General features: G+C 62.1%; 24 protein-coding genes. 15 read left to right on the forward strand and 9 right to left on the reverse strand.

Annotation, left to right across the window (positions count from 1 at the left end; genetic code table 11):
- Nucleotides 1-66 precede the first annotated feature (66 nt).
- Both ACVTFQ_RS23245 and ACVTFQ_RS23250 read left to right on the forward strand, forming a co-directional pair.
- On the forward strand, nucleotides 67-594 hold the full coding sequence (locus tag ACVTFQ_RS23245; RefSeq protein WP_113176945.1) for an RNA polymerase sigma factor: 528 nt from the start codon (nucleotides 67-69) through the stop codon (nucleotides 592-594).
- Nucleotides 591-1,358, forward strand: coding sequence for an anti-sigma factor family protein (locus ACVTFQ_RS23250; protein WP_113176946.1), 768 nt, complete (start codon nucleotides 591-593; stop codon nucleotides 1,356-1,358). The genes ACVTFQ_RS23245 and ACVTFQ_RS23250 overlap by 4 nt, the downstream gene beginning before the upstream one ends.
- Nucleotides 1,359-1,391: 33 nt before the next feature.
- Here ACVTFQ_RS23250 and ACVTFQ_RS23255 read toward each other — a convergent pair whose 3' ends face one another.
- From ACVTFQ_RS23255 to ACVTFQ_RS23280, 6 genes are all read right to left on the reverse strand, one after another.
- A complete protein-coding gene (locus ACVTFQ_RS23255) occupies nucleotides 1,392-2,222 on the reverse strand; it encodes a shikimate dehydrogenase family protein (RefSeq protein WP_113176947.1) in 831 nt (276 codons plus the stop codon).
- Nucleotides 2,223-2,233: 11 nt separating this feature from the next.
- Nucleotides 2,234-2,962 (reverse strand): amino acid ABC transporter ATP-binding protein, encoded by a 729-nt coding sequence (locus ACVTFQ_RS23260; RefSeq protein WP_112435528.1) that lies wholly within the window; start codon nucleotides 2,960-2,962, stop codon nucleotides 2,234-2,236.
- A gap of 66 nt (nucleotides 2,963-3,028) precedes the next feature.
- Nucleotides 3,029-3,670 (reverse strand): amino acid ABC transporter permease, encoded by a 642-nt coding sequence (locus tag ACVTFQ_RS23265; RefSeq protein WP_112435477.1) that lies wholly within the window; start codon nucleotides 3,668-3,670, stop codon nucleotides 3,029-3,031.
- A 9-nt stretch (nucleotides 3,671-3,679) separates the two neighbouring features.
- A complete protein-coding gene (locus ACVTFQ_RS23270) occupies nucleotides 3,680-4,348 on the reverse strand; it encodes an amino acid ABC transporter permease (protein ID WP_047514235.1) in 669 nt (222 codons plus the stop codon).
- A gap of 28 nt (nucleotides 4,349-4,376) precedes the next feature.
- Nucleotides 4,377-4,823 carry a type II 3-dehydroquinate dehydratase gene (aroQ, locus tag ACVTFQ_RS23275; RefSeq protein WP_113177054.1) on the reverse strand — a complete coding sequence of 149 codons (447 nt, stop codon included), beginning with the start codon at nucleotides 4,821-4,823 and terminating at the stop codon, nucleotides 4,377-4,379.
- A 98-nt stretch (nucleotides 4,824-4,921) separates the two neighbouring features.
- Entirely contained in the window at nucleotides 4,922-5,752 is an 831-nt protein-coding gene (locus ACVTFQ_RS23280) for a transporter substrate-binding domain-containing protein (protein ID WP_113176948.1), read from the reverse strand.
- A gap of 206 nt (nucleotides 5,753-5,958) precedes the next feature.
- Between ACVTFQ_RS23280 and ACVTFQ_RS23285 the strand changes: the two genes are divergently transcribed.
- Complete coding sequence (locus ACVTFQ_RS23285) at nucleotides 5,959-7,854, forward strand: bifunctional sugar phosphate isomerase/epimerase/4-hydroxyphenylpyruvate dioxygenase family protein (protein ID WP_113176949.1); 1,896 nt, start codon at nucleotides 5,959-5,961, stop codon at nucleotides 7,852-7,854.
- A gap of 18 nt (nucleotides 7,855-7,872) precedes the next feature.
- On the opposite strand, the gene ACVTFQ_RS23290 is transcribed toward ACVTFQ_RS23285, so the two are convergent.
- Nucleotides 7,873-8,547, reverse strand: a complete 675-nt coding sequence (locus tag ACVTFQ_RS23290) for a GntR family transcriptional regulator (protein ID WP_113176950.1) — start codon at nucleotides 8,545-8,547, stop codon at nucleotides 7,873-7,875.
- A gap of 158 nt (nucleotides 8,548-8,705) precedes the next feature.
- On the opposite strand from ACVTFQ_RS23290, the gene ACVTFQ_RS23295 reads away from it, so the two are divergent.
- Complete coding sequence (locus tag ACVTFQ_RS23295; protein ID WP_112435482.1) at nucleotides 8,706-9,383, forward strand: GntR family transcriptional regulator; 678 nt, start codon at nucleotides 8,706-8,708, stop codon at nucleotides 9,381-9,383.
- A gap of 3 nt (nucleotides 9,384-9,386) precedes the next feature.
- Here the strand turns inward: ACVTFQ_RS23295 and ACVTFQ_RS23300 are convergent, their stop codons facing one another.
- Nucleotides 9,387-10,148 (reverse strand): IclR family transcriptional regulator domain-containing protein, encoded by a 762-nt coding sequence (locus ACVTFQ_RS23300; protein ID WP_113176951.1) that lies wholly within the window; start codon nucleotides 10,146-10,148, stop codon nucleotides 9,387-9,389.
- 122 nt (nucleotides 10,149-10,270) lie between these two features.
- On the opposite strand from ACVTFQ_RS23300, the gene ACVTFQ_RS23305 reads away from it, so the two are divergent.
- From ACVTFQ_RS23305 to pobA, 4 genes are read left to right on the forward strand one after another with little or no spacing between them, the layout of a single operon-like run.
- Nucleotides 10,271-10,978, forward strand: coding sequence for a 3-oxoacid CoA-transferase subunit A (locus ACVTFQ_RS23305; RefSeq protein WP_113176952.1), 708 nt, complete (start codon nucleotides 10,271-10,273; stop codon nucleotides 10,976-10,978).
- Nucleotides 10,975-11,667: a CoA transferase subunit B gene (locus ACVTFQ_RS23310; RefSeq protein ID WP_113176953.1), complete on the forward strand. Its 693-nt coding sequence runs from the start codon at nucleotides 10,975-10,977 to the stop codon at nucleotides 11,665-11,667. Before ACVTFQ_RS23305 ends, ACVTFQ_RS23310 begins: the two co-directional genes overlap by 4 nt.
- The gene (pcaF, locus tag ACVTFQ_RS23315; RefSeq protein ID WP_113176954.1) at nucleotides 11,664-12,869 is read left to right on the forward strand and encodes a 3-oxoadipyl-CoA thiolase; all 1,206 of its coding nucleotides are present in this window, start codon (nucleotides 11,664-11,666) and stop codon (nucleotides 12,867-12,869) included. Before ACVTFQ_RS23310 ends, pcaF begins: the two co-directional genes overlap by 4 nt.
- A 41-nt stretch (nucleotides 12,870-12,910) precedes the next feature.
- The gene (gene pobA / locus ACVTFQ_RS23320; RefSeq protein WP_113176955.1) at nucleotides 12,911-14,083 is read left to right on the forward strand and encodes a 4-hydroxybenzoate 3-monooxygenase; all 1,173 of its coding nucleotides are present in this window, start codon (nucleotides 12,911-12,913) and stop codon (nucleotides 14,081-14,083) included.
- Here the strand turns inward: pobA and pcaQ are convergent.
- Complete coding sequence (pcaQ, locus tag ACVTFQ_RS23325; RefSeq protein WP_113176956.1) at nucleotides 14,080-15,027, reverse strand: pca operon transcription factor PcaQ; 948 nt, start codon at nucleotides 15,025-15,027, stop codon at nucleotides 14,080-14,082. The genes pobA and pcaQ overlap by 4 nt on opposite strands.
- Before the next feature lie 93 nt (nucleotides 15,028-15,120).
- Between pcaQ and pcaD the strand changes: the two genes are divergently transcribed.
- The 7 genes from pcaD to ACVTFQ_RS23360 all read left to right on the forward strand — a co-directional run bounded on the left by pcaD (nucleotide 15,121) and on the right by ACVTFQ_RS23360 (nucleotide 21,222).
- Entirely contained in the window at nucleotides 15,121-15,930 is an 810-nt protein-coding gene (pcaD, locus tag ACVTFQ_RS23330; RefSeq protein ID WP_113176957.1) for a 3-oxoadipate enol-lactonase, read from the forward strand.
- Nucleotides 15,923-16,315 (forward strand): 4-carboxymuconolactone decarboxylase, encoded by a 393-nt coding sequence (gene pcaC / locus ACVTFQ_RS23335; RefSeq protein WP_113176958.1) that lies wholly within the window; start codon nucleotides 15,923-15,925, stop codon nucleotides 16,313-16,315. The genes pcaD and pcaC overlap by 8 nt, the downstream gene beginning before the upstream one ends.
- Nucleotides 16,316-16,336: 21 nt before the next feature.
- On the forward strand, nucleotides 16,337-17,086 hold the full coding sequence (pcaH, locus tag ACVTFQ_RS23340; RefSeq protein ID WP_111562499.1) for a protocatechuate 3,4-dioxygenase subunit beta: 750 nt from the start codon (nucleotides 16,337-16,339) through the stop codon (nucleotides 17,084-17,086).
- Nucleotides 17,086-17,700 carry a protocatechuate 3,4-dioxygenase subunit alpha gene (gene pcaG, locus ACVTFQ_RS23345; protein WP_113176959.1) on the forward strand — a complete coding sequence of 205 codons (615 nt, stop codon included), beginning with the start codon at nucleotides 17,086-17,088 and terminating at the stop codon, nucleotides 17,698-17,700. The genes pcaH and pcaG overlap by 1 nt, the downstream gene beginning before the upstream one ends.
- 59 nt (nucleotides 17,701-17,759) lie before the next feature.
- Entirely contained in the window at nucleotides 17,760-18,809 is a 1,050-nt protein-coding gene (locus tag ACVTFQ_RS23350) for a 3-carboxy-cis,cis-muconate cycloisomerase (RefSeq protein ID WP_113176960.1), read from the forward strand.
- A 125-nt stretch (nucleotides 18,810-18,934) separates the two neighbouring features.
- Nucleotides 18,935-20,107: an ABC transporter substrate-binding protein gene (locus tag ACVTFQ_RS23355; protein ID WP_113176961.1), complete on the forward strand. Its 1,173-nt coding sequence runs from the start codon at nucleotides 18,935-18,937 to the stop codon at nucleotides 20,105-20,107.
- A 251-nt stretch (nucleotides 20,108-20,358) separates the two neighbouring features.
- The gene (locus tag ACVTFQ_RS23360) at nucleotides 20,359-21,222 is read left to right on the forward strand and encodes a branched-chain amino acid ABC transporter permease (protein WP_113176962.1); all 864 of its coding nucleotides are present in this window, start codon (nucleotides 20,359-20,361) and stop codon (nucleotides 21,220-21,222) included.

Below are 21,222 nucleotides of genomic sequence, written 5' to 3' on the forward strand. Positions count from 1 at the left end.
CCCGACTGGCATAAACAGATGGCCCGCAGCTTGACTGCGGGCCATTCACCCTCGAGGATTTGAGAGATGGATGATCTGCTGACACAGGTAGAGCCGATGATCCCGGCGCTGAGGCGATACGCGCGCGGCCTGATCCGCGATCGCGAAGCGGCTGACGATATCGTTCAGGATTGCCTCGAGCGGGTCGTCATGAACTGGACGCACCGACGCGATGCAAATGCCCGCTCCTGGGTATTCGCCATCCTGCATAATCTCACGGTCAACAAAATACGCCAGGACGTCAGACGCGCGGGCATCGTCACGATCGAGGAGATGCCGGAGACGACAATGGCAGTGGATGCCAGCCAGGACAACACGTTGTTCGGCCAGGACGTTCTTGCGGCCATCGAACGGCTGCCGCCGGACTATCGAAGCATCCTGCTATTGGTCGCGGTCGAAGACCTGAGCTATGCGGAGACGGCTACCGTCCTCGACGTGCCCGTCGGAACCGTGATGTCGCGCATGTCTCGTGCACGCGAGCAACTGAGGCTTATCCTTGAGACCAAACCAACGAGCACCAAACCTGTTGGTCCATTTATCCGGAGGGTCAAATGACGAATAGACCGATCAATGAGGATGACCTTCAGGCCTTTGTCGACGGCGCCTTGGATGCAGAACGGCATCAGGACGTGGCTTCATTCCTTGAAACGAACAAGGATGCCGCGAAGCGTGTCTCCGCCTATCAGCAAGGCGCTGCGGCCCTTAGATCGGCCCTGGCTCCGATCGCAGCCGAACCGATCCCAAGCCGGCTGAACCTCGCTAGTATCATCGAGAGACAGCGCCCGACCAACGGAATTCGGATTGCGCCAATGGTGACCGCTGCCGTCGTATTGTTGGCGATCGGCGCCTCTGGCGGCTGGCTACTGAAGGGCTACAGCATGCCTCCGACGGAAGGTGTCGCCGCCTTGGCGCAGGAAGCGTCTGCGAGTTACAGCGCCTTTGCCGCTGATCGCCTGCGACCGGTCGAGGTCAGGGCTGATGGCAGCGACGATCTGAAAAACCTGGTTTCCGTGACGATCGGTGGCTCGGCCATCATCCCCGATCTCAGCAAGGCCGGCTACCGGCTGATGGGCGGCCGCGTGGTTCCGACGCCGCATGGATCCGGGCTCATGCTGATGTACGACGACGACAAGGGGAACCGACTGGTGATGCTGACCCGGCGCATGCAGGTCGACCAGGACAAGCCCATGGTCGCAAGCGACCAGCACGACATTCGCGGATGGAGCTGGGCCAGGAACGGCCTCGGTTATAGCCTCGTCGGCGCAATCGCCTCGGAACACCTCCATACGATCGCTGACGAGATACGGTCACAGATTTGACTGGCGGCGGCTTCATTCGCACCCCGACCAACATCAGCCGATGCGGGCAACGGATCTGAGCTCATCGGCCGTTGTGGTCGGGAAGCCGAAGAACTCGAGGTAGGCGGGGATTTGCTCGAACAGCATGTCGGTGCCCACCTGGAAGTCGCAGCCGGCGGCGCGCGCCGCCTCGAGAAAGGGCGTGATCTCCTGCTTCATCACGACCTCGCCCACGAAGGTTGACTGAGATAGCCGCGACACATCGATCGGCAACGGATCGTCACTCTTCATGCCGAGCGGCGTCGCGTTCACCACGATGTCGAACCCTTCAGGATCACGCGAGCCAGCCGTGACGTCCACGTCGGGATAATGCTGGCGAAGCCGTCCCATCAGGCCGTTCATGACCGCCGTATTGGCATCGAAAATCGCGAGCCTTCGAACGCCGGCAGCGGCAAGCGATGCGGCGATCGCCGAACCGACGCCGCCGGAACCGACGACGAGGACATTGGCGCCAGATACCCGCCTGCCGTTGCGCAGCACGCCGCGCACAAAACCCTCGCCATCGAACATATCGCCGATCAGCCGGCCATGTTCATCCAGCCGGATGGCATTGCAGGCGCCGGCGACCTGGGTGCGCGTCGACAGTTCGTCGAGCAGACCCATGGTGGTGACCTTGTGCGGCATGGTGATCAATGCGCCGTGGATGTTCGACAGGCGGAACACGAGCCTCAGGAATTCCGGAAAATCCTCCGCCCGGCAGCCCATGGGAACGACCACGGCATCAATGCCGTGTTTCTCGAAATACGGGTTGTAGATCAGCGGCGACTTGAAGGTCTCCGTCGGATAGCCCAGATGGGCGATGATCCTGGTGGTGCCGGAAATCATGCCGAAAACTTTCAGTGACGCAGAATTTCGCCAAGGAACTTGCGCGTACGCTCGTGCCTCGGATTGCTGAAGAATGTGGCGGGCGGCGCCTCTTCGACGATCGCGCCACTCGCCATGAAGATGACGCGATCGGCGACCTGACGCGCAAAGCCCATTTCGTGGGTGACGCAGATCATCGTCATCCCCTCCTCCGCGAGACCGATCATCGTGTCGAGGACTTCCTTCACCATCTCAGGATCGAGCGCCGATGTCGGCTCATCGAACAGCATCACCTTCGGCCGCATGCAGAGCGCGCGCGCAATCGCCACGCGCTGCTGCTGACCACCGGAAAGCTGCGCCGGATATTTCTCTGCCTGTTCGAGGATCTTGACGCGGTCTAGCAGGCTACGCGCACGCTCCTCTGCTTCCGCCTTGCCGAGGCCGAGCGCACGCATGGGCGCCAGCATGCAATTCTGCAGCACGGTCAGATGCGGAAACAGGTTGAACTGCTGAAACACCATGCCGACGTCGCGCCTGATGGCGTCGATATCCCTGGAGCGATGTCCGAGCAGCGTGCCGCCGACGCGGATCTCGCCCTTCTCGTAGCTCTCCAGGTGGTTGATGCAGCGGATCAGCGTCGACTTGCCGCTGCCGGAGGGGCCGCAGAGCACGATCCGCTCGCCCTGGCGGACATCCATGTTGATGTCGTGCAATGCCTGAAAGGCGCCAAACCATTTCTCGACCTGCGCCAGGCGGATCATCGGCTCGGTGGTGGTCGTTGTCGACACAGTGGTCATAGTTCAATTCTCCCGGACAGGCAGCCGTACTCAGCGCGCCGACATCGCGAAGCGCCGCTCGAGGCGGGCACCGAGGATCGTCAGCGGGCAGCACATGATGAAATAGAGGATGCCGACGATGCCGAAGACCGTCAGCGGCTCGAAGATCTGGTTGGAGATGATGTTGCCGGCGCGCGTCAGTTCGGTGAAACCGACGATCGCGGCTAGCGATGTCCCCTTGATCAACTGCACCAGGAAGCCGATCGTCGCCGGCAGCGAGATACGGATCGCCTGCGGCAGGATCACGTCCTTCATGCGCGACACGTATTTGATGCTGAGCGCCTTGGCCGCCTCGGTCTGCCCGCGCGGCACCGCCTCAATCGAGCCGCGCCAGATCTCGCCGAGATAGGCGCTGGCATGCAGCGTGAGACCGATTGCGACCGCGACCCACGCATCCAGCTTCAGGCCCACCAACGCCAGCCCGTAATAGACCACGAAAAGCTGCATCAACAGCGGCGTGCCCTGAAACACCCCGATATATCCGGCCGTTATCCGCTCCAGCAGCGGCGAGCCGCAGGTCCGCAGCAGCGCGATTATGAGCCCGCCGATCGAACCGCAGATGAAACCGACGACGGACAACACGACAGTCCACTTCAGACCGATCAGCAGGAAGATGAATTCATCGCGACCCATGGGAGCCTCCTACTTGACCGGGTAGTTGAAATAGCGGGACGAAAAGAGCCCGAAGAGGCGCATCATCACCCAGGAGATCACGAGGTAGAAAACCGTGACCGTGAAGTAGACCTCGAAGCTGCGGAAGCTTTCCGACTCGATCCTTTGCGAGACGGAGGTCAGCTCGTAGGCCGAGATCGCCGAGCAGATGCTGGTAGACAGCGTCAAAAGCACGAACTGGCTGGTCAGCGACGGGTAAATCGCCCTTAGCGCCGGCTTCAGCACGATGAAACGGAAGACCTGCGCCTTGTGCAGGCCGAGCGCCAGGCCGGCCTCCTTCTGACCCGCGGGGATGGACTGCACCCCACCGCGAATGATCTCGATCGCGTAGGCGCCGCCATTGATGCCGAGCGCGATGATCGCCGTCGGCGTCGGATCGAGCCTGATGCCGGCGAGCGGCAAAGCGAAATAGATGAAGAAGATCTGCACGAGGAACGGCGTGTTGCGGATGATCTCGACGAAGCCAATCACCAGCCAGCGTACCGGCTTGAAGCGGGAATCGCGCAGCATGACGCCGCCAATGCCGATCAGGACCGCAAGCAGCATGCCCGAGATCGCCAGCAGGAACGTACCGAGACAGGCAAGCAGCAGGCTTGGCAGACCGTCGATGACAGGCGTGAAGTCCAGTGTGTAGTTCATGGGCTTGTTTCTGGCCTTTCCTGTCCGGTCAGCGGCTGCGAGCGACCAACTGCGTCATGGCCTGGATCGCCAGTTCGTACCCATCCGCACCGAAACCGATCATGATCGACGTCGCGATCGGCGAGATCAGGGATTTGTGGTAGATGCTCTCGCGGGCATGGACATTGGAGATGTGCAGTTCGATCTTCGGCGGGTCGAAGGTCTTCAGCGCATCGAGAACCGCGATCGACGTGAAGGTGAAGGCGGCCGGGTTGATGATGATCCCGCATGCCTTCTCGCGCGCCTCGTGAATGCTTTCGATAAGCGCACCCTCGAAATTGGTCTGGCGAAAATCCACCTCGAAGCCGAGGTCTCGCGCCTTCGCCACGCAGCGCTGCTCGATCTCGGCAAGCGTCGTCGTGCCATAGATATGTGGCTCCCTTTGGCCGAGAAGATTGAGGTTCGGCCCGTTCAGTACAAAGATCGTCTTGCTCATCATCGCTCCCGCGTTCGGCACGAGACATTCATCGCCGCGGCAAAGCGGCGGCGGCCGCCTTCAAGACGCCGCCGGCGCATCGCCCCATCAAGAAGGGCTTAGTTTGCCGCGAAGGGAATACCTTCGAGACTTGCCGGGAATTCAGGCACCGGGACCTTCATCCACTTGTCGTAGATCTTCTTCAGCTCGCCGTTTGCCTTGATCTTGTCGATGAAGGTGTTGAGCGAGGCGTTGATCTCCTTCTCCCCCAGGCGGGTGCAGGCGCCGTTGTAGAGCTTCTGGAACTCGAGCTTGTTCTCGAACTCACCGGGGCGCGCCTTCTCGACGCGATCCATGTAGAAGATGTTGCCGCCGAGTGCCTCGGCCTGCCCGGAGACCAGAGCCTGAACGCTCGCCGCATCGCCGTCAAAACGGCGAATGGTGGCCGAAGCCGGTGCATTCTTGGTCACCTGCGTATCCTGCGCAGCGCCCTTCGCCACGGAAATGGTCATATTGGCCATGTCTTCATTCGTCTTGATCGACTTGTTCTTCGGGCCGATCAACACGATGGCATTGGCATTGTAGGGCTGGCTGAACTGAACCGCCTTGGCGCGATCGGGCAGCATCGCCATCGTCGCGAAGAGAACGTCGACGCGACCTGAGGTCAGCGCCGGAATGCGGTTGTTGACTTCAAGCGGCACGAACTCGACTTCGACGCCGAGTTCCTTGGCGTAGAGCGCGCCCATGTCGGCATCGAAGCCGTCCTGCTTGCCGGCGCTGGTAACGAAGCCCCATGGCGGATTGTCGCCCTGGATGCCGACGATCAGCTTGCCGCGGGCCTTGATTTCTTCCGGGGTGACGGCGGCGGCCGGCTGAGCCAGCGCGATGCCGGTGAGCAGAGCGGCCGCGCCAAGCATGGCATTGCGACGTGACAACATGGATTTCAACATCTTTTTCTCCTCCTCAATGGTCGTTGCGACCGAACAGCCTTCCTTCTCCTCCGACTGTGAGACCAAAACTGCCTGACACGGACCGATAAATCAACATAGTTTTTTCAAATCGTATGAGACTTCTATTTTCAAACGTTGAATTGAACTTCTCACGACATTCGTCATAATGATTATCACGACGATATCGGCCAGAGAGGATAAGCGAGATGAAAACCTCGATAGCGACGGTTTCGATCAGCGGCGAGCTGCCGGAGAAGCTTGAAGCGATCGCGCGGGCGGGCTTCGATGGCGTGGAGATTTTCGAGAACGACTTTCTGGCCTTTGACGGCAGCCCCGCGGATGTCGGCAAGATGGCCCGTGATCTCGGCCTGAAGATCACGCTGTTCCAGCCGTTCCGCGATTTCGAAGGCATGCCGGAACCGCTGCGCAGCCGCACATTCGACCGCGCCGAACGCAAGTTCGACATCATGCAGCAGCTCGGTACGGACCTCGTTCTCGTATGCTCGAACGTCTCCTCGGCCTCGCTCGGCGGCCTCGACCGCGCCGCCGCCGACTTCCGCGAACTGGGCGAACGCGCAGCAGCGCGCGGATTGCGCGTCGGCTACGAGGCGCTGGCATGGGGGCGCCACATCAACGACCACCGCGACGCCTGGGAGATCGTCCGCCGTGCCGACCACGACAATATCGGCCTGGTGCTGGACAGCTTTCACAGCCTCTCACGCAAGATCGACATCAATTCCATCCGCTCCATCCCGAAGGAGAAAATCTTCATCGTCCAGCTGGCGGACGCGCCGCAGATCGACATGGATCTGCTCTACTGGTCGCGACACTTCCGCAACATGCCCGGTGAAGGCGACCTGCCGGTGACCGCCTTTACATCCGCGATCGCCGCGACCGGGTATGACGGCTACTATTCGCTGGAGATCTTCAACGACCAGTTCCGTGGCGGCTCGACGCGCGAAATCGCGGCCGACGGTCACCGTTCGCTGATCTATCTGGGCGATCAGGTGCGCCGTAGCCTCGGCGGCGACAACCCGATTGGAAAGCCCATGCCGCCGCGCGCGACGGTGAAGGGCGTGGGCTTCGTCGAGTTTACGGCGGATGAAGGTGATGCGGCCGAGCTGATCGGCATCCTCGAGGTGTTGGGCTTTCGCAAGACCGCCAAGCATCGCAGCAAGGATGTCAGCCTCTACGAACAGGGCGGCATCCGCATTCTCGTCAATATCGACCAGGCGGGTTTCGCCAATGCGGCCTACGCCGTCCATGGGACGCTCGCCTATGCATTCGCGCTCGTGGTGGACGATGCCTGGGAGGCCCACCGGCGCGCGGTGGCACTCAATGCCGAACCCTTCCGGCAGCCGGTCGCCGAAGGCGAACTTGAGCTGCCGGCAATCCGGGGTGTGGGCGGCGGCATCGTCTATCTGATCGACGAAGCCTCGCCGCTCGGCCGCTTCGCGGAAGTCGATTTCATTCCCGTCGACGAACAGCTATCGGCCTCGAGCGCGGGTCTGCTACGCATCGACCACATCGCGCAGACCGTCGCCTACGACGAAATGCTGACGTGGCTCCTCTTCTACACGTCGATCTTCGCGACCGAAAAGACACCGATGGTCGATATCATCGATCCTGGCGGCGTCGTGCGCAGCCAGGTGGTCGAGAACGCGGAGGGATCGCTGCGGATCACGCTCAACGGCGCGGAAAACAGGCGGACGCTTGCCGGTCATTTCATCGCGGAAAAATTCGGCTCGGGCATCCAGCATCTCGCCTTCAGTACCGACGATATCTTCGCCACCGCCAAGGCCTTGCGAAAGGCCGGCTTCAAGCCGTTGCACATTTCCCCGAACTATTATGGCGACGTGGAAGCGCGGTTCGGGCTGGATCCCGATCTCACCGAGCGGCTGAAGGAACACAACATTCTCTACGACCGCGATGAGCACGGCGAGTATTTCCAGCTCTACAGCGGCACCTACGGTGAGGGCTTCTTCTTCGAGATCGTTGAGCGCAAAGGCTATCGCGGCTATGGCGCGGCCAATGCCATTTTCCGTATCGCGGCACTGAAGAAGCAGATGCGTCCGGAGGGCCTGCCGCGCGATAGCGACTAGGCCGGGAACAGCACGCGGTCAGGCGACGATGCCGCTCTTCAGGATGTGCTCGACCCCACTATGTACATGTCGGCGGATCACGGCCTTGGCCTGCTCCGCATCCCGCCGAAGCGCGAAATCGAAGAGAGCTCGGTGATCCTCGACCACCGGCTTGCCGCAGAAGCTCTCGGCCAGCATGTGATAGCGCAAAAAGCGGTCGAAGACCGAGGACAGCGTCGCCATCAACGTCGCGGAGTTGCACGCCGAGACGATCGCCTGGTGGAATTCCCAGTCATAGCGCACCCATCCAATGGTGCGCGAGGCATCGCCGGCGAGAAGGCGTCGTTCCGCAGCCGCCAGCTTGTGATGCGCAGCAACGATGGAGGCCTCCCACTCGAGATCGCCAGCGGCGAAAGCGAGATCGAGGGCGTGGGTTTCGAGCACCACACGGAGATCGGCAAGCTCAAGCAGTTCGCGACGCGACGCCGGACTGACCTCGAAACCCTTCTGCCCCTCGGCGACGACGAGATTTTCCGTGGTCAGGCGGCTCAGGATTTCCCGCAGCGGCGAGACACTGATCGAATAGCGTTCGCGCGCCTGTTCCAGCTTGATCTTAGATCCCGGTGGCAAGATGCCGGAAATGATATCCTGGCGGATCTGCCGAAACACGACCTCGCTGACGGTTTCGGCCGTCTCTCCAGTTTTCTTCAGCATTGCGTTGCGCGGGCTCCCGTCGCGATGATTTGGAAAATCATACAGCAGATTGCCTTTCCTATGTCTTTTTTAAATATGGCAGACGATAGGATTTCAGCGGCTGTGACAATGAGGTAACGTGCACGGCACAGTTCGCATCGAAATAGCAGAGCATCGTGATGTTGCAGCAGACAGAAAACGAGACCATCGCGGAGAGCAGCTACCGCCGCATCCGTGCCGACATCATCTTCGGCCGGCTCGCACCGGGCCAAAAGTTGAAGCTGGATGCGCTGAAGGAATCCTACGAGACCTCGATCAGCACGCTGCGTGAGATCCTGAACCGTCTTTCCTCGGAGGGATTGGTGCTGGCAGAGGGCCAGCGAGGGTTCCAGGTGTGCCCGGTCTCCGTCGCCGACCTCAAAGAGATTGCCGCCTTGCGGCTGCTTCTGGAGACGCATGCGCTGGAGCAGTCCTTCGCGCAGGGCGACATGGAGTGGGAGGCGCGCCTCGTATCCGCCCACTACAAGCTTGCCAGCCTGGAACGACTGATGGCGACCGGTGACGCCAGCCGGGCGGAAGACTGGAAGCGATATGACTGGGAGTTTCATCAGGCGTTGATTTCGGCTTGTGGCTCGAAGCTTCTGATCGAGACGCATTCGGTCATTTTCGACAAGTATCTGCGCTATCAGATGGTGGCACTATCTTACCGCGGCGATGTGGCGTCACGCGAACATCAGGCGCTTCTCGATGCCGCGCTCGAACGTGATGCCGGTTCGGCCAAGAAAATCCTTGCCGCGCACATCGAAGGCGGTGTCGAGCATGCGCTCGCGCGCGGTCTGCTGAAGCAGGACAGCTGAGCCCTAAACCAGAATTCCGCTCAGTTCGGCCTTTATGCGCAGCAGCGCCGGAAGATAGCGCGACACCATCGCCTGCATCGGCTCTTCCGTAGCCGCCAGGCCGACATTCAGCGCTGCCAGCGCTTGCCCGCGCGCGCCGACCAGTGGTACCGCGACCGAGCGAAGACCGATCTCGACCTCCTGGTCGATGGACGCGTAGCCGGCGGCCTTCACATCCTGCAGGATGCGTTGGAGTTCCCCCACATCCGTCTGCGTTTTCGGCGTTCTTTGCACAAGCGGTTCGGCCGAGAGCAACTCCAGCGCCCGCTCCGAAGGAAGTGCGGCCAAAAGAACGCGTCCCATCGACGTGCAATAGGCTGGAAGCCGCGATCCCGGCATCAACGCGATCGACATCACCCGGCGCTGCGACGCGCGCGCCACGTAGACGATCTCGGCATCATCGAGGATCGAGACCGAGGTGCTTTGGCCGATCTCCTCCGACAGCCGGTCGAGCCATGGCTGAACGATCCGCGGCAGCGGCATGGATGCGAGGCATCCGGTTCCAAGACGCAGCACGCGCGGCGTCACCGTGAAATACTTGCCGTCATAGGCGCAGTAGCCAAGTTCCGCCAACGTCAGCAGGCATCGCCGTGTCGTCGCGCGGTCGTAGCCCGATATGTCCGCGGCCTCAGAGATGCTGAGACGCGGGTGCTCGGCCGTGAACGCCTCGATCACCTTCAGCCCCTTGGCGAGGCCACCCATGATGTCACGTTCCTTCACCTGCATGTGCCGTCTCCAATGTGCGATATTCGAACAAATATTACATACCGCACAAACACGATTGCCGTCCACACCTCGCTCCCCTACAAATTGGAGCGCTGCCGGTGGCAGGCGGCAATGGAGGATCAATGGACAAGACAGTGCGAAGCGCGGCCGCAGCGGTCGACGGGATTGGCGATGGAGCGGTCGTGATGATCGGCGGCTTCGGCGGCTCCGGCGCCCCGATCGAATTGATCCATGCGCTGATCGACAAGGGGCCACGGAACCTGACCGTTATCAACAACAACGCCGGCAACGGACGGATTGGCATCGCGGCGATGATCGATGCGGGCATGGTCCGCAAGATGATCTGCTCCTTCCCCCGCTCGTCCGACCCGCGCGCTTTCACAGACCGATATCTTGCCGGCGAGATCGAGCTGGAGCTTGTGCCGCAAGGAACACTTGCCGAGCGGATCCGCGCCGGCGGCGCCGGCATCCCCGCTTTCTACACGCCGACAGGCTACGGAACCGAGCTCGCGCAAGGCAAGGTCATCGCCGAGTTCGATGGCCGGCCCTATGTTCAGGAGCGCTGGCTGAAGGCCGATTTCGCGATCGTCAAGGCGCATGTCGGCGACACCCACGGCAACCTCACCTATCGCAAGGCCGGCCGCAACTTCAATCCCCTGATGTGCATGGCGGCCGAGCAGACGATCGTTCAGGTTTCGAGCCTCGTGCCCCCCGGCGGCATCGACCCCGAGCACGTCGTGACCCCCGGCATCTTCGTCGATCGCGTCGTGGAGATTGCCGATCCCAAACAGGAAGAAGAGCTGATCCGCGAGGGAGCGACACGCCCATGAGCAACGACAACAAGCTCTCGAACGCGCAGATTGCATGGCGTGCCGCGCAGGACATCGCCGACGGCGCCTATGTCAATCTTGGCATCGGCTTTCCCGAGATGGTGGCGCGCTACCAGCCGCCCGGCAGACAGGCGATCTTTCATACGGAGAATGGCGTCCTCGACTTCGGCGAGGCGCCGCCGGCGGGCGAAGAGGATTGGGATCTGATCAACGCGGGCAAGCGCGCCGTGACCCTGAAACCTGGCGCCGCCTTCTTTCACCACGCCGACAGCTTTGCCATGGTACGCGGCGGCCATCTCGATGTCGCGATCCTCGGTGCCTACCAGGTTGCCGAGAACGGTGACCTCGCCAATTGGCGGGTGGGTTCCAAGGGCGTGCCCGCCGTGGGCGGCGCGATGGACCTAGTGCACGGCGCCCGGCAGGTCTTCGTCATCACCGAGCACGTGACCAAGAATGGCGAGCCGAAGCTGGTCGAGAAATGCACCTTCCCGCTGACAGGCGTTGGCTGCATCACCCGTGTCTACACCAGCCACGCGGTGATCGACATCGTCGACAGCCGTTTCGTGCTGCGGGAAAAGCTGCCGGATCTGGCGATCGAGGATCTGCAAGCCATGACCGGCGCAAAGCTGCATATCGACGGGCCGGTCCTGGATCTTATCGTGCCGACGCTTTCGGGAGGTGAAGCATGAGCGAAGCCTATATCTGCGACTATATCCGCACGCCGATCGGCCGCTTCGGCGGCGCGCTCGCCTCCGTTCGAGCCGACGATCTCGGTGCTGTCCCTTTGCGCGAACTGATGGCGCGCAACGCCTCTGTGGATTGGGAAGCGGTGGACGATGTCATTTTCGGCTGCGCCAACCAGGCCGGTGAAGACAATCGCAACGTTGCCCGCATGTCACTCCTTCTCGCCGGCCTGCCGGCGAGCGTGCCGGGCACGACGATCAACCGGCTGTGCGGCTCGGGGATGGACGCCATCATCGCGGCTGCGCGGGCGATCAAGGCTGGCGAGGCCGAACTGATGATCGCCGGCGGCGTCGAAAGCATGTCGCGCGCGCCCTTTGTCATGCCCAAGGCGGATACCGCCTTTTCGCGCCACGCCGAAATCCACGACACGACCATCGGTTGGCGCTTCGTCAACCCTCTCATGAAAGAGCTCTACGGCGTCGACTCCATGCCCGAAACCGGCGAGAACGTCGCCGAGGACTATCATGTCAGTCGGCACGATCAGGATGCCTTCGCGGTGCGGTCCCAGGAAAAGGCGGCGGCGGCGCAGCAAAACGGCCGACTTTCCAGGGAGATCGCCGCGGTTTCGATCCCTCAGCGCAAGGGTGCGGCCATTGTCTTCGATCGGGACGAACATCCGCGCGCCACGACGCTCGAAGCGCTGGCCAAGCTCGGGACGCCATTCAAGCGAGAGGGCGGAACGGTCACCGCGGGCAATGCGTCTGGCGTCAACGACGGCGCCGCAGCGCTGATCATCGCTTCGGAAGCGGCCATTAAGAAATACGGCCTCACGCCAATCGCCCGCATTCTGGGCGGGGCTTCCGCCGGCGTACCGCCTCGCGTCATGGGCATCGGCCCGGTTCCCGCTTCGCAAAAGCTGATGGCTAGGCTGTCCATGACCCAGCAGCAGTTCGACGTCATCGAACTCAACGAAGCCTTCGCCAGCCAAGGTCTCGCGGTGCTGCGCCAACTCGGCATCGCCGACGACGATCCGCGCGTCAATCGCAACGGCGGCGCGATCGCGCTTGGCCACCCGCTCGGCATGTCCGGCGCGCGCATCACCGGCACGGCGGCGCTGGAGATGGCCGCCAGCGGCGGCCGCTTCGGCCTTGCGACCATGTGCGTCGGCGTCGGCCAAGGGATCGCCATCGCGTTGGAGCGCGCGTGACACGCCGTTAAGCTTCGGGCGAGAGGAAGCTGGGAGGATACATGCGTACCAAAGTCGCCATCATCGGCTCGGGGCCCGCGGGGCTGCTGCTCGGCCAACTGCTGACTGTGGCCGGCATCGACAACATCATACTCGACCGTGTCTCCAAGGATTATATTCTCGGCCGCGTGCGGGCGGGCGTGCTGGAGGAAGGCACGGTCGGCCTGATGGATAGGGCGAAATCCGGCGCACGGATGCATGCCGAAGGGTTGCTGCATGACGGCTTCTCGCTTGCCTTCGATGGCCGCGACCATCGCATCGATCTCGTCGGCTTGAGCGGCGGAAAGCGCGTCATGGTCTACGGCCAGACGGAGCTGACCCGCGACCTGATGGAACACCGCGAAGCAAGCGGCGCGACGTCCATCTACGAGGCGGCCAATGTCACGCCGCACGATTTCGATGGCGATACTCCATACGTCACCTACGAGAAGGATGGGGTAACCCATCGCATCGACTGCGATTTCATCGCCGGATGCGACGGTTTCCACGGAGTGAGCCGCAAGGCGGCGCCGGAGAGGTCGATCCGCACCTTTGAGAGGGTCTACCCTTTCGGCTGGCTCGGCATTCTGGCCGATGTCGCGCCCGTCAGTCATGAGCTGGTCTATGCCAACCATCCGCGCGGCTTCGCGCTCTGTTCGATGCGCTCGCAAACCCGTAGCCGCTATTACATCCAGGCTCCGCTCGATGAAAAAATCGAGGACTGGAGCGACGACCGCTTCTGGGACGAGCTTCGCCGCCGCCTGCCCGCGCATCATGCCGAAGCGCTGCGGACCGCGCAGTCCTTCGAGAAATCAATCGCCCCGCTTCGCTCCTTCGTTGCCGAGCCCATGCGTTTTGGCAGGCTGTTTCTCGCTGGCGACGCGGCACATATCGTCCCGCCGACAGGCGCCAAGGGCCTAAACCTTGCAGCCAGCGACGTGCACTACCTGTTCTCAGGCCTTTCGGAATATTACGCGGAGCGTTCGCGCGCCGGGATCGACGCCTATTCGCAACTGGCACTGTCGCGTGTCTGGAAGGCGGTACGCTTCTCCTGGTGGATGACGACCATGCTGCATCGTTTCCCCGACACCGACGACTTCGGCCAGAAGATCCAGGAGGCGGAGCTCGATTATCTCACGCATTCCAATGCCGCAGCGACGGTGCTGGCCGAAAACTACGTCGGATTGCCCTTCTAAGCGTCCGGCTTTGAGCTGGGCACGCCGGAGGCCACCTCCATGGCCGCCTCACGGATGGTCTGCATCAGGATCGAAAGCGGCAGCGACGGGATGGCGTCGTTGCGCATGGTCAGGCCAACGGGACCCTTGGTTTCGCTCGTATCAATTGGCAGCACCGCCAGCGCGCCATCCTCGATGTCGTTGGCGACGACGCCGGCGGAGATGATCCAGATGGCATCACTTGCGCGCACGAAGGCGCGACCGAAGCTGTCAGAAACCGTTTCGATCTGGTTCGGAAGGCTGGGCACACCGTTGGCGATCAGAAGCCCCTCGACGAAGGGGCGGATGATCGACGCGCGGGTCGGCATAAGGACCGTGTAGTCACTGAGTGCATTGAAGTGCGACTGCCTAGTCTTCAGCAGTGGATGGCCGGCTCGCACAGCGAAGACCACCTGCTCCGAGTAGAGATGCTCGAAGGAAAATCCGGTCATCTTTTCCGGCCCGGCGAGACGCCCCACCACAAGGTCGAGATCGCCGACGCGAAGCTGCTCGAGCAGCACGGCATTCTCGCCGGTGACGATCTTCAGGCGGCTCCAGGTGTTCTCCTTCAGGAAGAGCTGCATCGCCTGCGGCATGATCCTCGTCGATACCGTCGGCAAGGCGCCGATACGGATCGGCGGCGCATCGCCGATGCGCTCCTGCGTGACAGAATCGAGCCCCTGCCGCAGTGCCGTCAGCGCCGCGCCGGCGTGCTTCAGGAAGACCTCGCCGTAGCGGGTGATCTTGATGCCGCGGCCGTCGCGCTCGAAGACTTCGACGCCCAGAACGCCTTCAAGCTCTCGGATCGTCTTGGTCACGGCGGGCTGGCTGACATGCAGCAGCTCGGCCGCCTTCATCACGCTTTTCTGGCGCGCGACCTCGACAAAGGTTTGCAGATGGCGGAACTTTATGCGGCTGTCGATCATCTCTTACATAACTCTGAAGTTATAGGATCGCCACGAAATATCATTTTACCTAACCAGATTAAACATTCAATTTCCTGTCAGGAGGAGTTTCCAGTGCAGTTTGCCCGCGTCAACGACATCGCGATCCACTACCAGGTTATCGGCGGCCCGGCCGACAAGCCGGTTCTCGTCTTTGCGAATTCGCTTGGCACCGATTTCCGCATCTGGCGCGACGTGATCGTCCGGCTGGCGGGCGATTTCGCCATACTGCTCTACGACAAGCGCGGCCACGGCCTCTCCGATGTTGGCCAGACGCCCTACACGATCGAGGACCACGCATCGGACCTGATCGGCCTCATAGAAACGCTTGAGATCAAGAAGGCCATCATCTGCGGCCTCTCGGTCGGCGGGTTGATTGCCCAGTCGCTCTACCGGCAGCGACCAGATCTCGTCAGCGCGTTGATCCTCTGCGACACCGCCCACAAGATCGGCACCGCCGACAGCTGGAACACGCGCATCTCGGCGATTGAAGAAAACGGCATCGACAGCATGTGCGATGCCATCATGGAGCGCTGGTTCACACCGGCTTTCCGCCGCCCGGAAAACACCGCGTATAACGGCTATTGCAACATGCTCGTTCGCCAGCCGGTGGCCGGCTACGTCGCCACCTGCGCCGCCGTGCGCGATGCCGATCTTACCGAAGCGGCGAAGGCGATCGCCGTTCCGACGATCTGCATCGTCGGGGACCAGGACGGCTCGACGCCGCCCGACCTCGTCAAATCGCTGGCACAGCTCATCCCCAACGCCCGCTACGAAATCATCCGCGATGCCGGCCATATTCCCTGCGTCGAGCAGCCCGAGGCGCTGACGGCGGTGATCCGCGCATTCATCGACTTCGCATTAGATGGAAAAGCTCATGAGTGACACTCCGCTTGCCTCAGAGCGCTACAGGCAAGGCATGGCGACCCGCCGCGCCGTTCTGGGCGACAGCCATGTCGATCGTGCCGAAGCCGCTTCTACGGCATTCGACAAACCGTTTCAGGATCTGATCACCGAGGCCGCCTGGGGTCACGTCTGGTCGCGCCCGGGGTTAACCAAGCGCGAGCGCTCGATCGTCACGATCGCGCTTCTGGCCGCACTCGGACAGGACGACGAGGTGGCCATGCACGTGCGCGCCACATCAAATACAGGCGCCAGCCGAGACGACATCTGCGAAGCGCTGCTGCATGTGGCGATCTACGCCGGCGTCCCGGCCGCCAATCACGCGATCAAGATCGCCAAGCAGGTCTTCGAACAGATGGACGCCTAGAAGGCAGCTTGAGAGGAAGTCATGTCCGAAATACCGAACCGTAAGCCCGAGACGGGCGCCTTCTTCGCCCGCGACCTCAGCTGGCATCCGCCGGCCTATGCGCCCGGCTACAAGACCTCGGTCCTGCGCTCGCCGAAGCGCGCGCTTCTTTCGCTCGACGGCACGATCTCGGAGATTACGGGGCCTGTCTTCGGCCATGCGATGATCGGCGAACTCGACAACGACTTGCTCCACAACTTCGCCAAGCCGGGCGAAAGCGCCATCGGCGAACGCATCATCGTCCATGGTCAGGTGCTCGATGAACGCGGGCGGCCTCAGGCCGGTGTTCTGGTCGAGTTCTGGCAGGCGAATGCCGGCGGGCGCTACCGCCACAAGAAGGAAAGCTACCTGGCGGCGATCGATCCGAACTTCGGCGGCTGCGGGCGCGCGATTACCGATGAGGACGGTCGCTATTTTTTCCGCACGGTCAGGCCCGGCGCCTATCCATGGCCGAACGGCGTCAACGATTGGCGCCCGGCGCACATCCACTTTTCGATCTTCGGCCACGGTTTCTCGCAGCGCCTGATCACCCAGATGTATTTCGAGGGCGACCCGATGATCTGGAAGTGTCCGATCGTCGGAACGATCCCCGACAAGGCCGCCATCGAACAGCTGATCGCGCCGATGGATTGGGGCAATACGATCCCCATGGACAGCCGAGCCTACAGGTTCGACATCGTGCTTCGCGGCCGCCGCTCGACGATGTTCGAAAACAAGCTGGAGGGCAACTGATGGCCCAGGAACTGCGCTATCTCAAGGAAACCCCTTCGCAGACGGCTGGCCCTTACGTCCATATCGGCCTGACGCCGAATTTCTGCGATATAGGCGGCGTGTACGAACGCGATCTCGGTATCGCGATGGTCAACGACAAGACAACAGGCGAGCGGATCACCGTCACCGGTCGCATCTTCGATGCCGCCGGCGCGCTGGTGCGCGATGCCGTCATCGAGATCTGGCAGGCCGACAGCGCCGGGCTCTACAACAGCCCGTCGGAAATGCGCGGCGCAGCCGATCCGAATTTCACCGGCTGGGGCCGCTGCCCAACCCGCGCCGAGGATGGCGTCTATAGCTTCGACACCGTCAAGCCGGGGAAGGTTCCCTTCAAGGACGGACGCAGACAAGCGCCGCATATCAGCTTTTGGATCGTCGCGCGCGGCATCAATGTCGGCCTGCAGACGCGCATGTATTTTCCGGAAGAAACAGAAGCGAACGGCGCGGACCCGCTGCTTCAGCGCATCGAACACCGGGATCGCGTCGCAACGCTTATTGCCGCACGCGATGGTTCTACCTATACGTTCGACATCCGGCTGCAGGGCGAAAACGAGACCGTGTTTCTCGATATCTGACGACGGAGCGGAACCGTTCATTCCACATCCGCCGAAGACCATGAACAACGGGACGACACATGGGCGCGACTGCCTTCGACCACCCATTTCTCTCCGGCCTTGTCGGCGATGCGGAGACGTCGGCCTGGTTCACCGCCGAGGCCGATATCCGCGCCATGCTGCAATTCGAGGGGGCACTTGCACGCGCCGAGGCCGCCCATGGCGTCATCCCTGAGCCAGCGGCGCAGACGATTTCCGCCGCCTGCGCCTCTTTCAACGCCGACATCCCCGCTCTTCGCGCCGCCACGGCCCGCGACGGCGTCGTCGTTCCCGAGCTCGTTCGCCAGCTGCGCGCGGCCGTCGGCGACGTGTCCCCTCATGTCCATCTCGGCGCCACAAGCCAGGACGTTATCGATACCAGCCTGATGCTGAGGTTGAAGCCCGTCGCCGTTGTTTTCGCGACGCGTCTGGCGGCCCTCGAGCTGCGCTTCGGGGAGCTGCAACAGACCTTTGGTGACAGGGCGCTGATGGGCCGGACCCGCATGCAGGCGGCAATTCCGATCACCGTTGCCGACAGGCTGCGCGCTTGGTCAGCCCCGTTCGCCGGCTACCGCCAGACGCTGACTGCGCTGCGCTTTCCCCTACAGTTCGGAGGGGCGGCCGGCACGCTCGATAAGCTTGGCGACAAGGCGTCAGCGGTGCGCAGTTCGCTGGCGCAGGAACTTGGTCTCGTCGATATCCAGCAATGGCAGAGCCAACGGGCCATCATCGCGGAATTTGCCGGTCTCCTCGCACAGATTTCAGGCAGCCTCGGCAAATTCGGCCAGGACGTCGCGCTGATGGCGCAAGCCGGAGATGAGATCGGATTGACGGGTGGCGGTGGGTCATCCGCCATGGCGCACAAGCAGAACCCCGTCGCGGCCGAAACACTGGTGGCACTGGCGCGCTTCAACGCGACGCAGATCTCGGCGATCCACCATTCCATGGTGCACGAGCAGGAGCGCTCCGGTGCGGCCTGGACGCTCGAATGGCTGGTCCTGCCGCAAATGACGATCGCCACTGGTGCAGCACTGTGCCTGGCGCATGAACTGGCGAGCAACATAAACGGTCTTGGCACCGCCGATGCATAACTTGTAGAGCATGAATTATGGCATTTATTTCATTTTACATCACCGTTTCGCATGACAAACTGACCTGAAAACTTTAGCCGCGCGCTAATAAGGCGTTGGAGTCGCTTAAAAGGGAGAGAGAAAGAATGAGGAAGCTGCTTCTGGCCGCCGCCGCGGCCCTGCTCATGGGTTCGGGCGCTTATGCCGACACGATCAAGGTTGGCGTGGTTGGCCCGTTCTCAGGTCCATTCGCCCTGCAGGGCAAGAATTTCAAGGCCGGGATCGACGCCTATATGGCGACCAACGGCAACAAGGTCGGCGATAACACGGTCGAGATCATCTATCGCGATCTCCCGGCCGCCGACCCCGCACAGTCGAAGTCGCTCGCCCAGGAGCTGGTGGTCAAGGAAAAGGTCCAGTATCTGGCCGGCTTCTATTTTACCCCCGACGCGATGGCCGTCACGCCGATCCTGAAGCAGGCCAACACGCCGCTCGTGGTCATGAACGCCGCGACCTCGGCGATCGTTACCAAGAGCCCGCTCGTCGTGCGCACCTCCTTCACCACGTGGCAGACATCGACGCCGATGGCGCAGGTCGCCTTCGACAAGGGTGTCAAGAAGGTCATCTCCGTCGTCAGTGACTATGGGCCGGGCGTCGACGCCGAAAACGCCTTCAAGGCGGGCTTCGAGAAGGCAGGCGGCGAGGTCGTCGAGGCGATCCGCATGCCGCTTGCCACCAATGATTTCAGCCCGATCATGCAGCGCATCAAGGACTCCGGCGCCCAGGGCGTCTTCGCCTTCCTGCCGTCGGGGCCGACAACGCTCGGCTTCGTCAAGGCCTATAACGAGAACGGCCTGAAGGGCGCCAATATCCAGCTCTTCGCCCCCGGAGACCTGACGCAGGAATCCGACCTGCCGGCGCTCGGCGATGCGGCACTCGGCATGCTCACCACCTTCCACTATGCGGTGTCGCACGATTCCCCCGAGAACAAGGCTTTCGTCGAAGCAGCCGGCAAGGCGATCGGCAACCCGGCGGAACTCACCTTCCCGGCTGTCGGCGCCTATGACGGCATGCATGTCATCTACAAGATGATCGAAGCGACCGATGGGAAGCAGGATGCGCAAAAGGCAGTCGACGCGGTTAAGGGCCTTGCCTGGACGAGCCCGCGCGGCCCTGTCTCCATCGATCCTGAAAGCCGCCATATCACGCAGAACATCTATCTGCGCGAAGTCGCCAAGGGTGACGACGGCAAGTTCATCAACAAGGAAATCCAGACCTTCGAGAAGCAGGGCGATCCGGGGCTTGCGGCTGTGAAGTGAGGACTTCAAACGTGGACCGTGTGCCAGCGGTCACGACGTGAATGTTGTGCCGCAGGCCCCCTCACCCTACCCTCTCCCCGCTGGGGAGAGGGGAAGTGAACACGGTGCCTGACATCCCTTCCGTCCTTCGGGGGCCGAAGGACGGGTCAAGACGAGCGGCTCAACCTCGCGGTGCCGCCAGGGATAAGGGGCCACGCGGGGCAAAACCCGCCAGTGTCTGCCTCGTATATAACAAGGACCATACCGAACCCATGCAAACTGTCTTCAGCATAGCCGTCGATGCGCTCGCCTATGGCATGGTGCTGTTCGTGATCTCGATCGGCCTTTCGGTGACCATGGGCCTGATGCGGGTCGTCAATCTGGCGCACGGCGCCTTTGCGATGATCGGCGGCTATATCGCCTCCTATGCGGTGCGCGACCTTGGGCTCGGCTATGGCATCGGCGTCATCGCCGCCGTGGTCGGCACGATCATCATTGCCATTCCGATGGAGCGCTTCCTTTATCGCCGCATCTACGGCGCGCCCGAGTTGACGCAGGTGCTGATGACGATCGGCATCACCTTTTGCATCATCGGCATTGCCAACTATGCGATGGGACCGACGCTGAAGACCATACCCTTGGCCGAAAGCCTGCAGGGCTCAGCCGACCTTGGCTTTCGCACCATTCCCGTTCACCGCCTCTTCGCGATCGTTTGCGGGCTTGGCGTCGCCGTAGCACTTTGGTTCACGATCGAACGCACGAGCTTTGGGGTGAAGCTGCGCGCCTCGGTCGACAATGCCGCGATGGCGGCCGCACTTGGGGTGCGCACGGAGATCATCTACGCGCTGAGCTTCGCGGTCGCGGTCGGGCTTGCGGCTTTCGGTGGCGTCGTCGGGGCCGAGTTGCTGCCGGTCGAGCCATACTACGCGCTGCGCTACATGGTGACCTTCCTGGTCGTCGTTTCGGTGGGTGGCGCCGGCTCGATCCCCGGCGCGTTGATCGCCTGCCTGGTGCTTGGCGGCATCGACACGACTGGCCGCTACCTGATGCCCGAATTCGGGGAATTCTTCTTCTACCTCGCCGTCATCGGCATCATCTGCATCTTCCCGCGTGGCTTTGCCGGAAGGGCGAAATAG

It is taken from the genome of Rhizobium sp. O111 (assembly GCF_055616315.1).

Excerpts from the sequence above, each read along its gene's own strand:
- ACVTFQ_RS23310 (WP_113176953.1), top strand. The coding sequence starts at position 10,975 with ATGAGCAACGACAACAAGCTCTCGAACGCGCAGATTGCATGGCGTGCC.
- ACVTFQ_RS23350 (WP_113176960.1), top strand. The coding sequence starts at position 17,760 with ATGGGCGCGACTGCCTTCGACCACCCATTTCTCTCCGGCCTTGTCGGC.
- ACVTFQ_RS23250 (WP_113176946.1), top strand. The coding sequence starts at position 591 with ATGACGAATAGACCGATCAATGAGGATGACCTTCAGGCCTTTGTCGAC.
- pcaH (WP_111562499.1), top strand. The coding sequence starts at position 16,337 with ATGTCCGAAATACCGAACCGTAAGCCCGAGACGGGCGCCTTCTTCGCC.
- ACVTFQ_RS23295 (WP_112435482.1), top strand. The coding sequence starts at position 8,706 with ATGTTGCAGCAGACAGAAAACGAGACCATCGCGGAGAGCAGCTACCGC.
- ACVTFQ_RS23270 (WP_047514235.1), bottom strand. The coding sequence starts at position 4,348 with ATGAACTACACACTGGACTTCACGCCTGTCATCGACGGTCTGCCAAGC.
- ACVTFQ_RS23265 (WP_112435477.1), bottom strand. The coding sequence starts at position 3,670 with ATGGGTCGCGATGAATTCATCTTCCTGCTGATCGGTCTGAAGTGGACT.
- ACVTFQ_RS23290 (WP_113176950.1), bottom strand. The coding sequence starts at position 8,547 with ATGCTGAAGAAAACTGGAGAGACGGCCGAAACCGTCAGCGAGGTCGTG.
- pcaC (WP_113176958.1), top strand. The coding sequence starts at position 15,923 with ATGAGTGACACTCCGCTTGCCTCAGAGCGCTACAGGCAAGGCATGGCG.
- ACVTFQ_RS23285 (WP_113176949.1), top strand. The coding sequence starts at position 5,959 with ATGAAAACCTCGATAGCGACGGTTTCGATCAGCGGCGAGCTGCCGGAG.
- aroQ (WP_113177054.1), bottom strand. The coding sequence starts at position 4,823 with ATGAGCAAGACGATCTTTGTACTGAACGGGCCGAACCTCAATCTTCTC.
- ACVTFQ_RS23280 (WP_113176948.1), bottom strand. The coding sequence starts at position 5,752 with ATGTTGAAATCCATGTTGTCACGTCGCAATGCCATGCTTGGCGCGGCC.
- ACVTFQ_RS23260 (WP_112435528.1), bottom strand. The coding sequence starts at position 2,962 with ATGATCCGCCTGGCGCAGGTCGAGAAATGGTTTGGCGCCTTTCAGGCA.
- ACVTFQ_RS23355 (WP_113176961.1), top strand. The coding sequence starts at position 18,935 with ATGAGGAAGCTGCTTCTGGCCGCCGCCGCGGCCCTGCTCATGGGTTCG.
- ACVTFQ_RS23255 (WP_113176947.1), bottom strand. The coding sequence starts at position 2,222 with ATGATTTCCGGCACCACCAGGATCATCGCCCATCTGGGCTATCCGACG.
- ACVTFQ_RS23305 (WP_113176952.1), top strand. The coding sequence starts at position 10,271 with ATGGACAAGACAGTGCGAAGCGCGGCCGCAGCGGTCGACGGGATTGGC.
- ACVTFQ_RS23245 (WP_113176945.1), top strand. The coding sequence starts at position 67 with ATGGATGATCTGCTGACACAGGTAGAGCCGATGATCCCGGCGCTGAGG.
- pcaG (WP_113176959.1), top strand. The coding sequence starts at position 17,086 with ATGGCCCAGGAACTGCGCTATCTCAAGGAAACCCCTTCGCAGACGGCT.
- pobA (WP_113176955.1), top strand. The coding sequence starts at position 12,911 with ATGCGTACCAAAGTCGCCATCATCGGCTCGGGGCCCGCGGGGCTGCTG.
- ACVTFQ_RS23360 (WP_113176962.1), top strand. The coding sequence starts at position 20,359 with ATGCAAACTGTCTTCAGCATAGCCGTCGATGCGCTCGCCTATGGCATG.
- ACVTFQ_RS23300 (WP_113176951.1), bottom strand. The coding sequence starts at position 10,148 with ATGCAGGTGAAGGAACGTGACATCATGGGTGGCCTCGCCAAGGGGCTG.
- pcaF (WP_113176954.1), top strand. The coding sequence starts at position 11,664 with ATGAGCGAAGCCTATATCTGCGACTATATCCGCACGCCGATCGGCCGC.
- pcaQ (WP_113176956.1), bottom strand. The coding sequence starts at position 15,027 with ATGATCGACAGCCGCATAAAGTTCCGCCATCTGCAAACCTTTGTCGAG.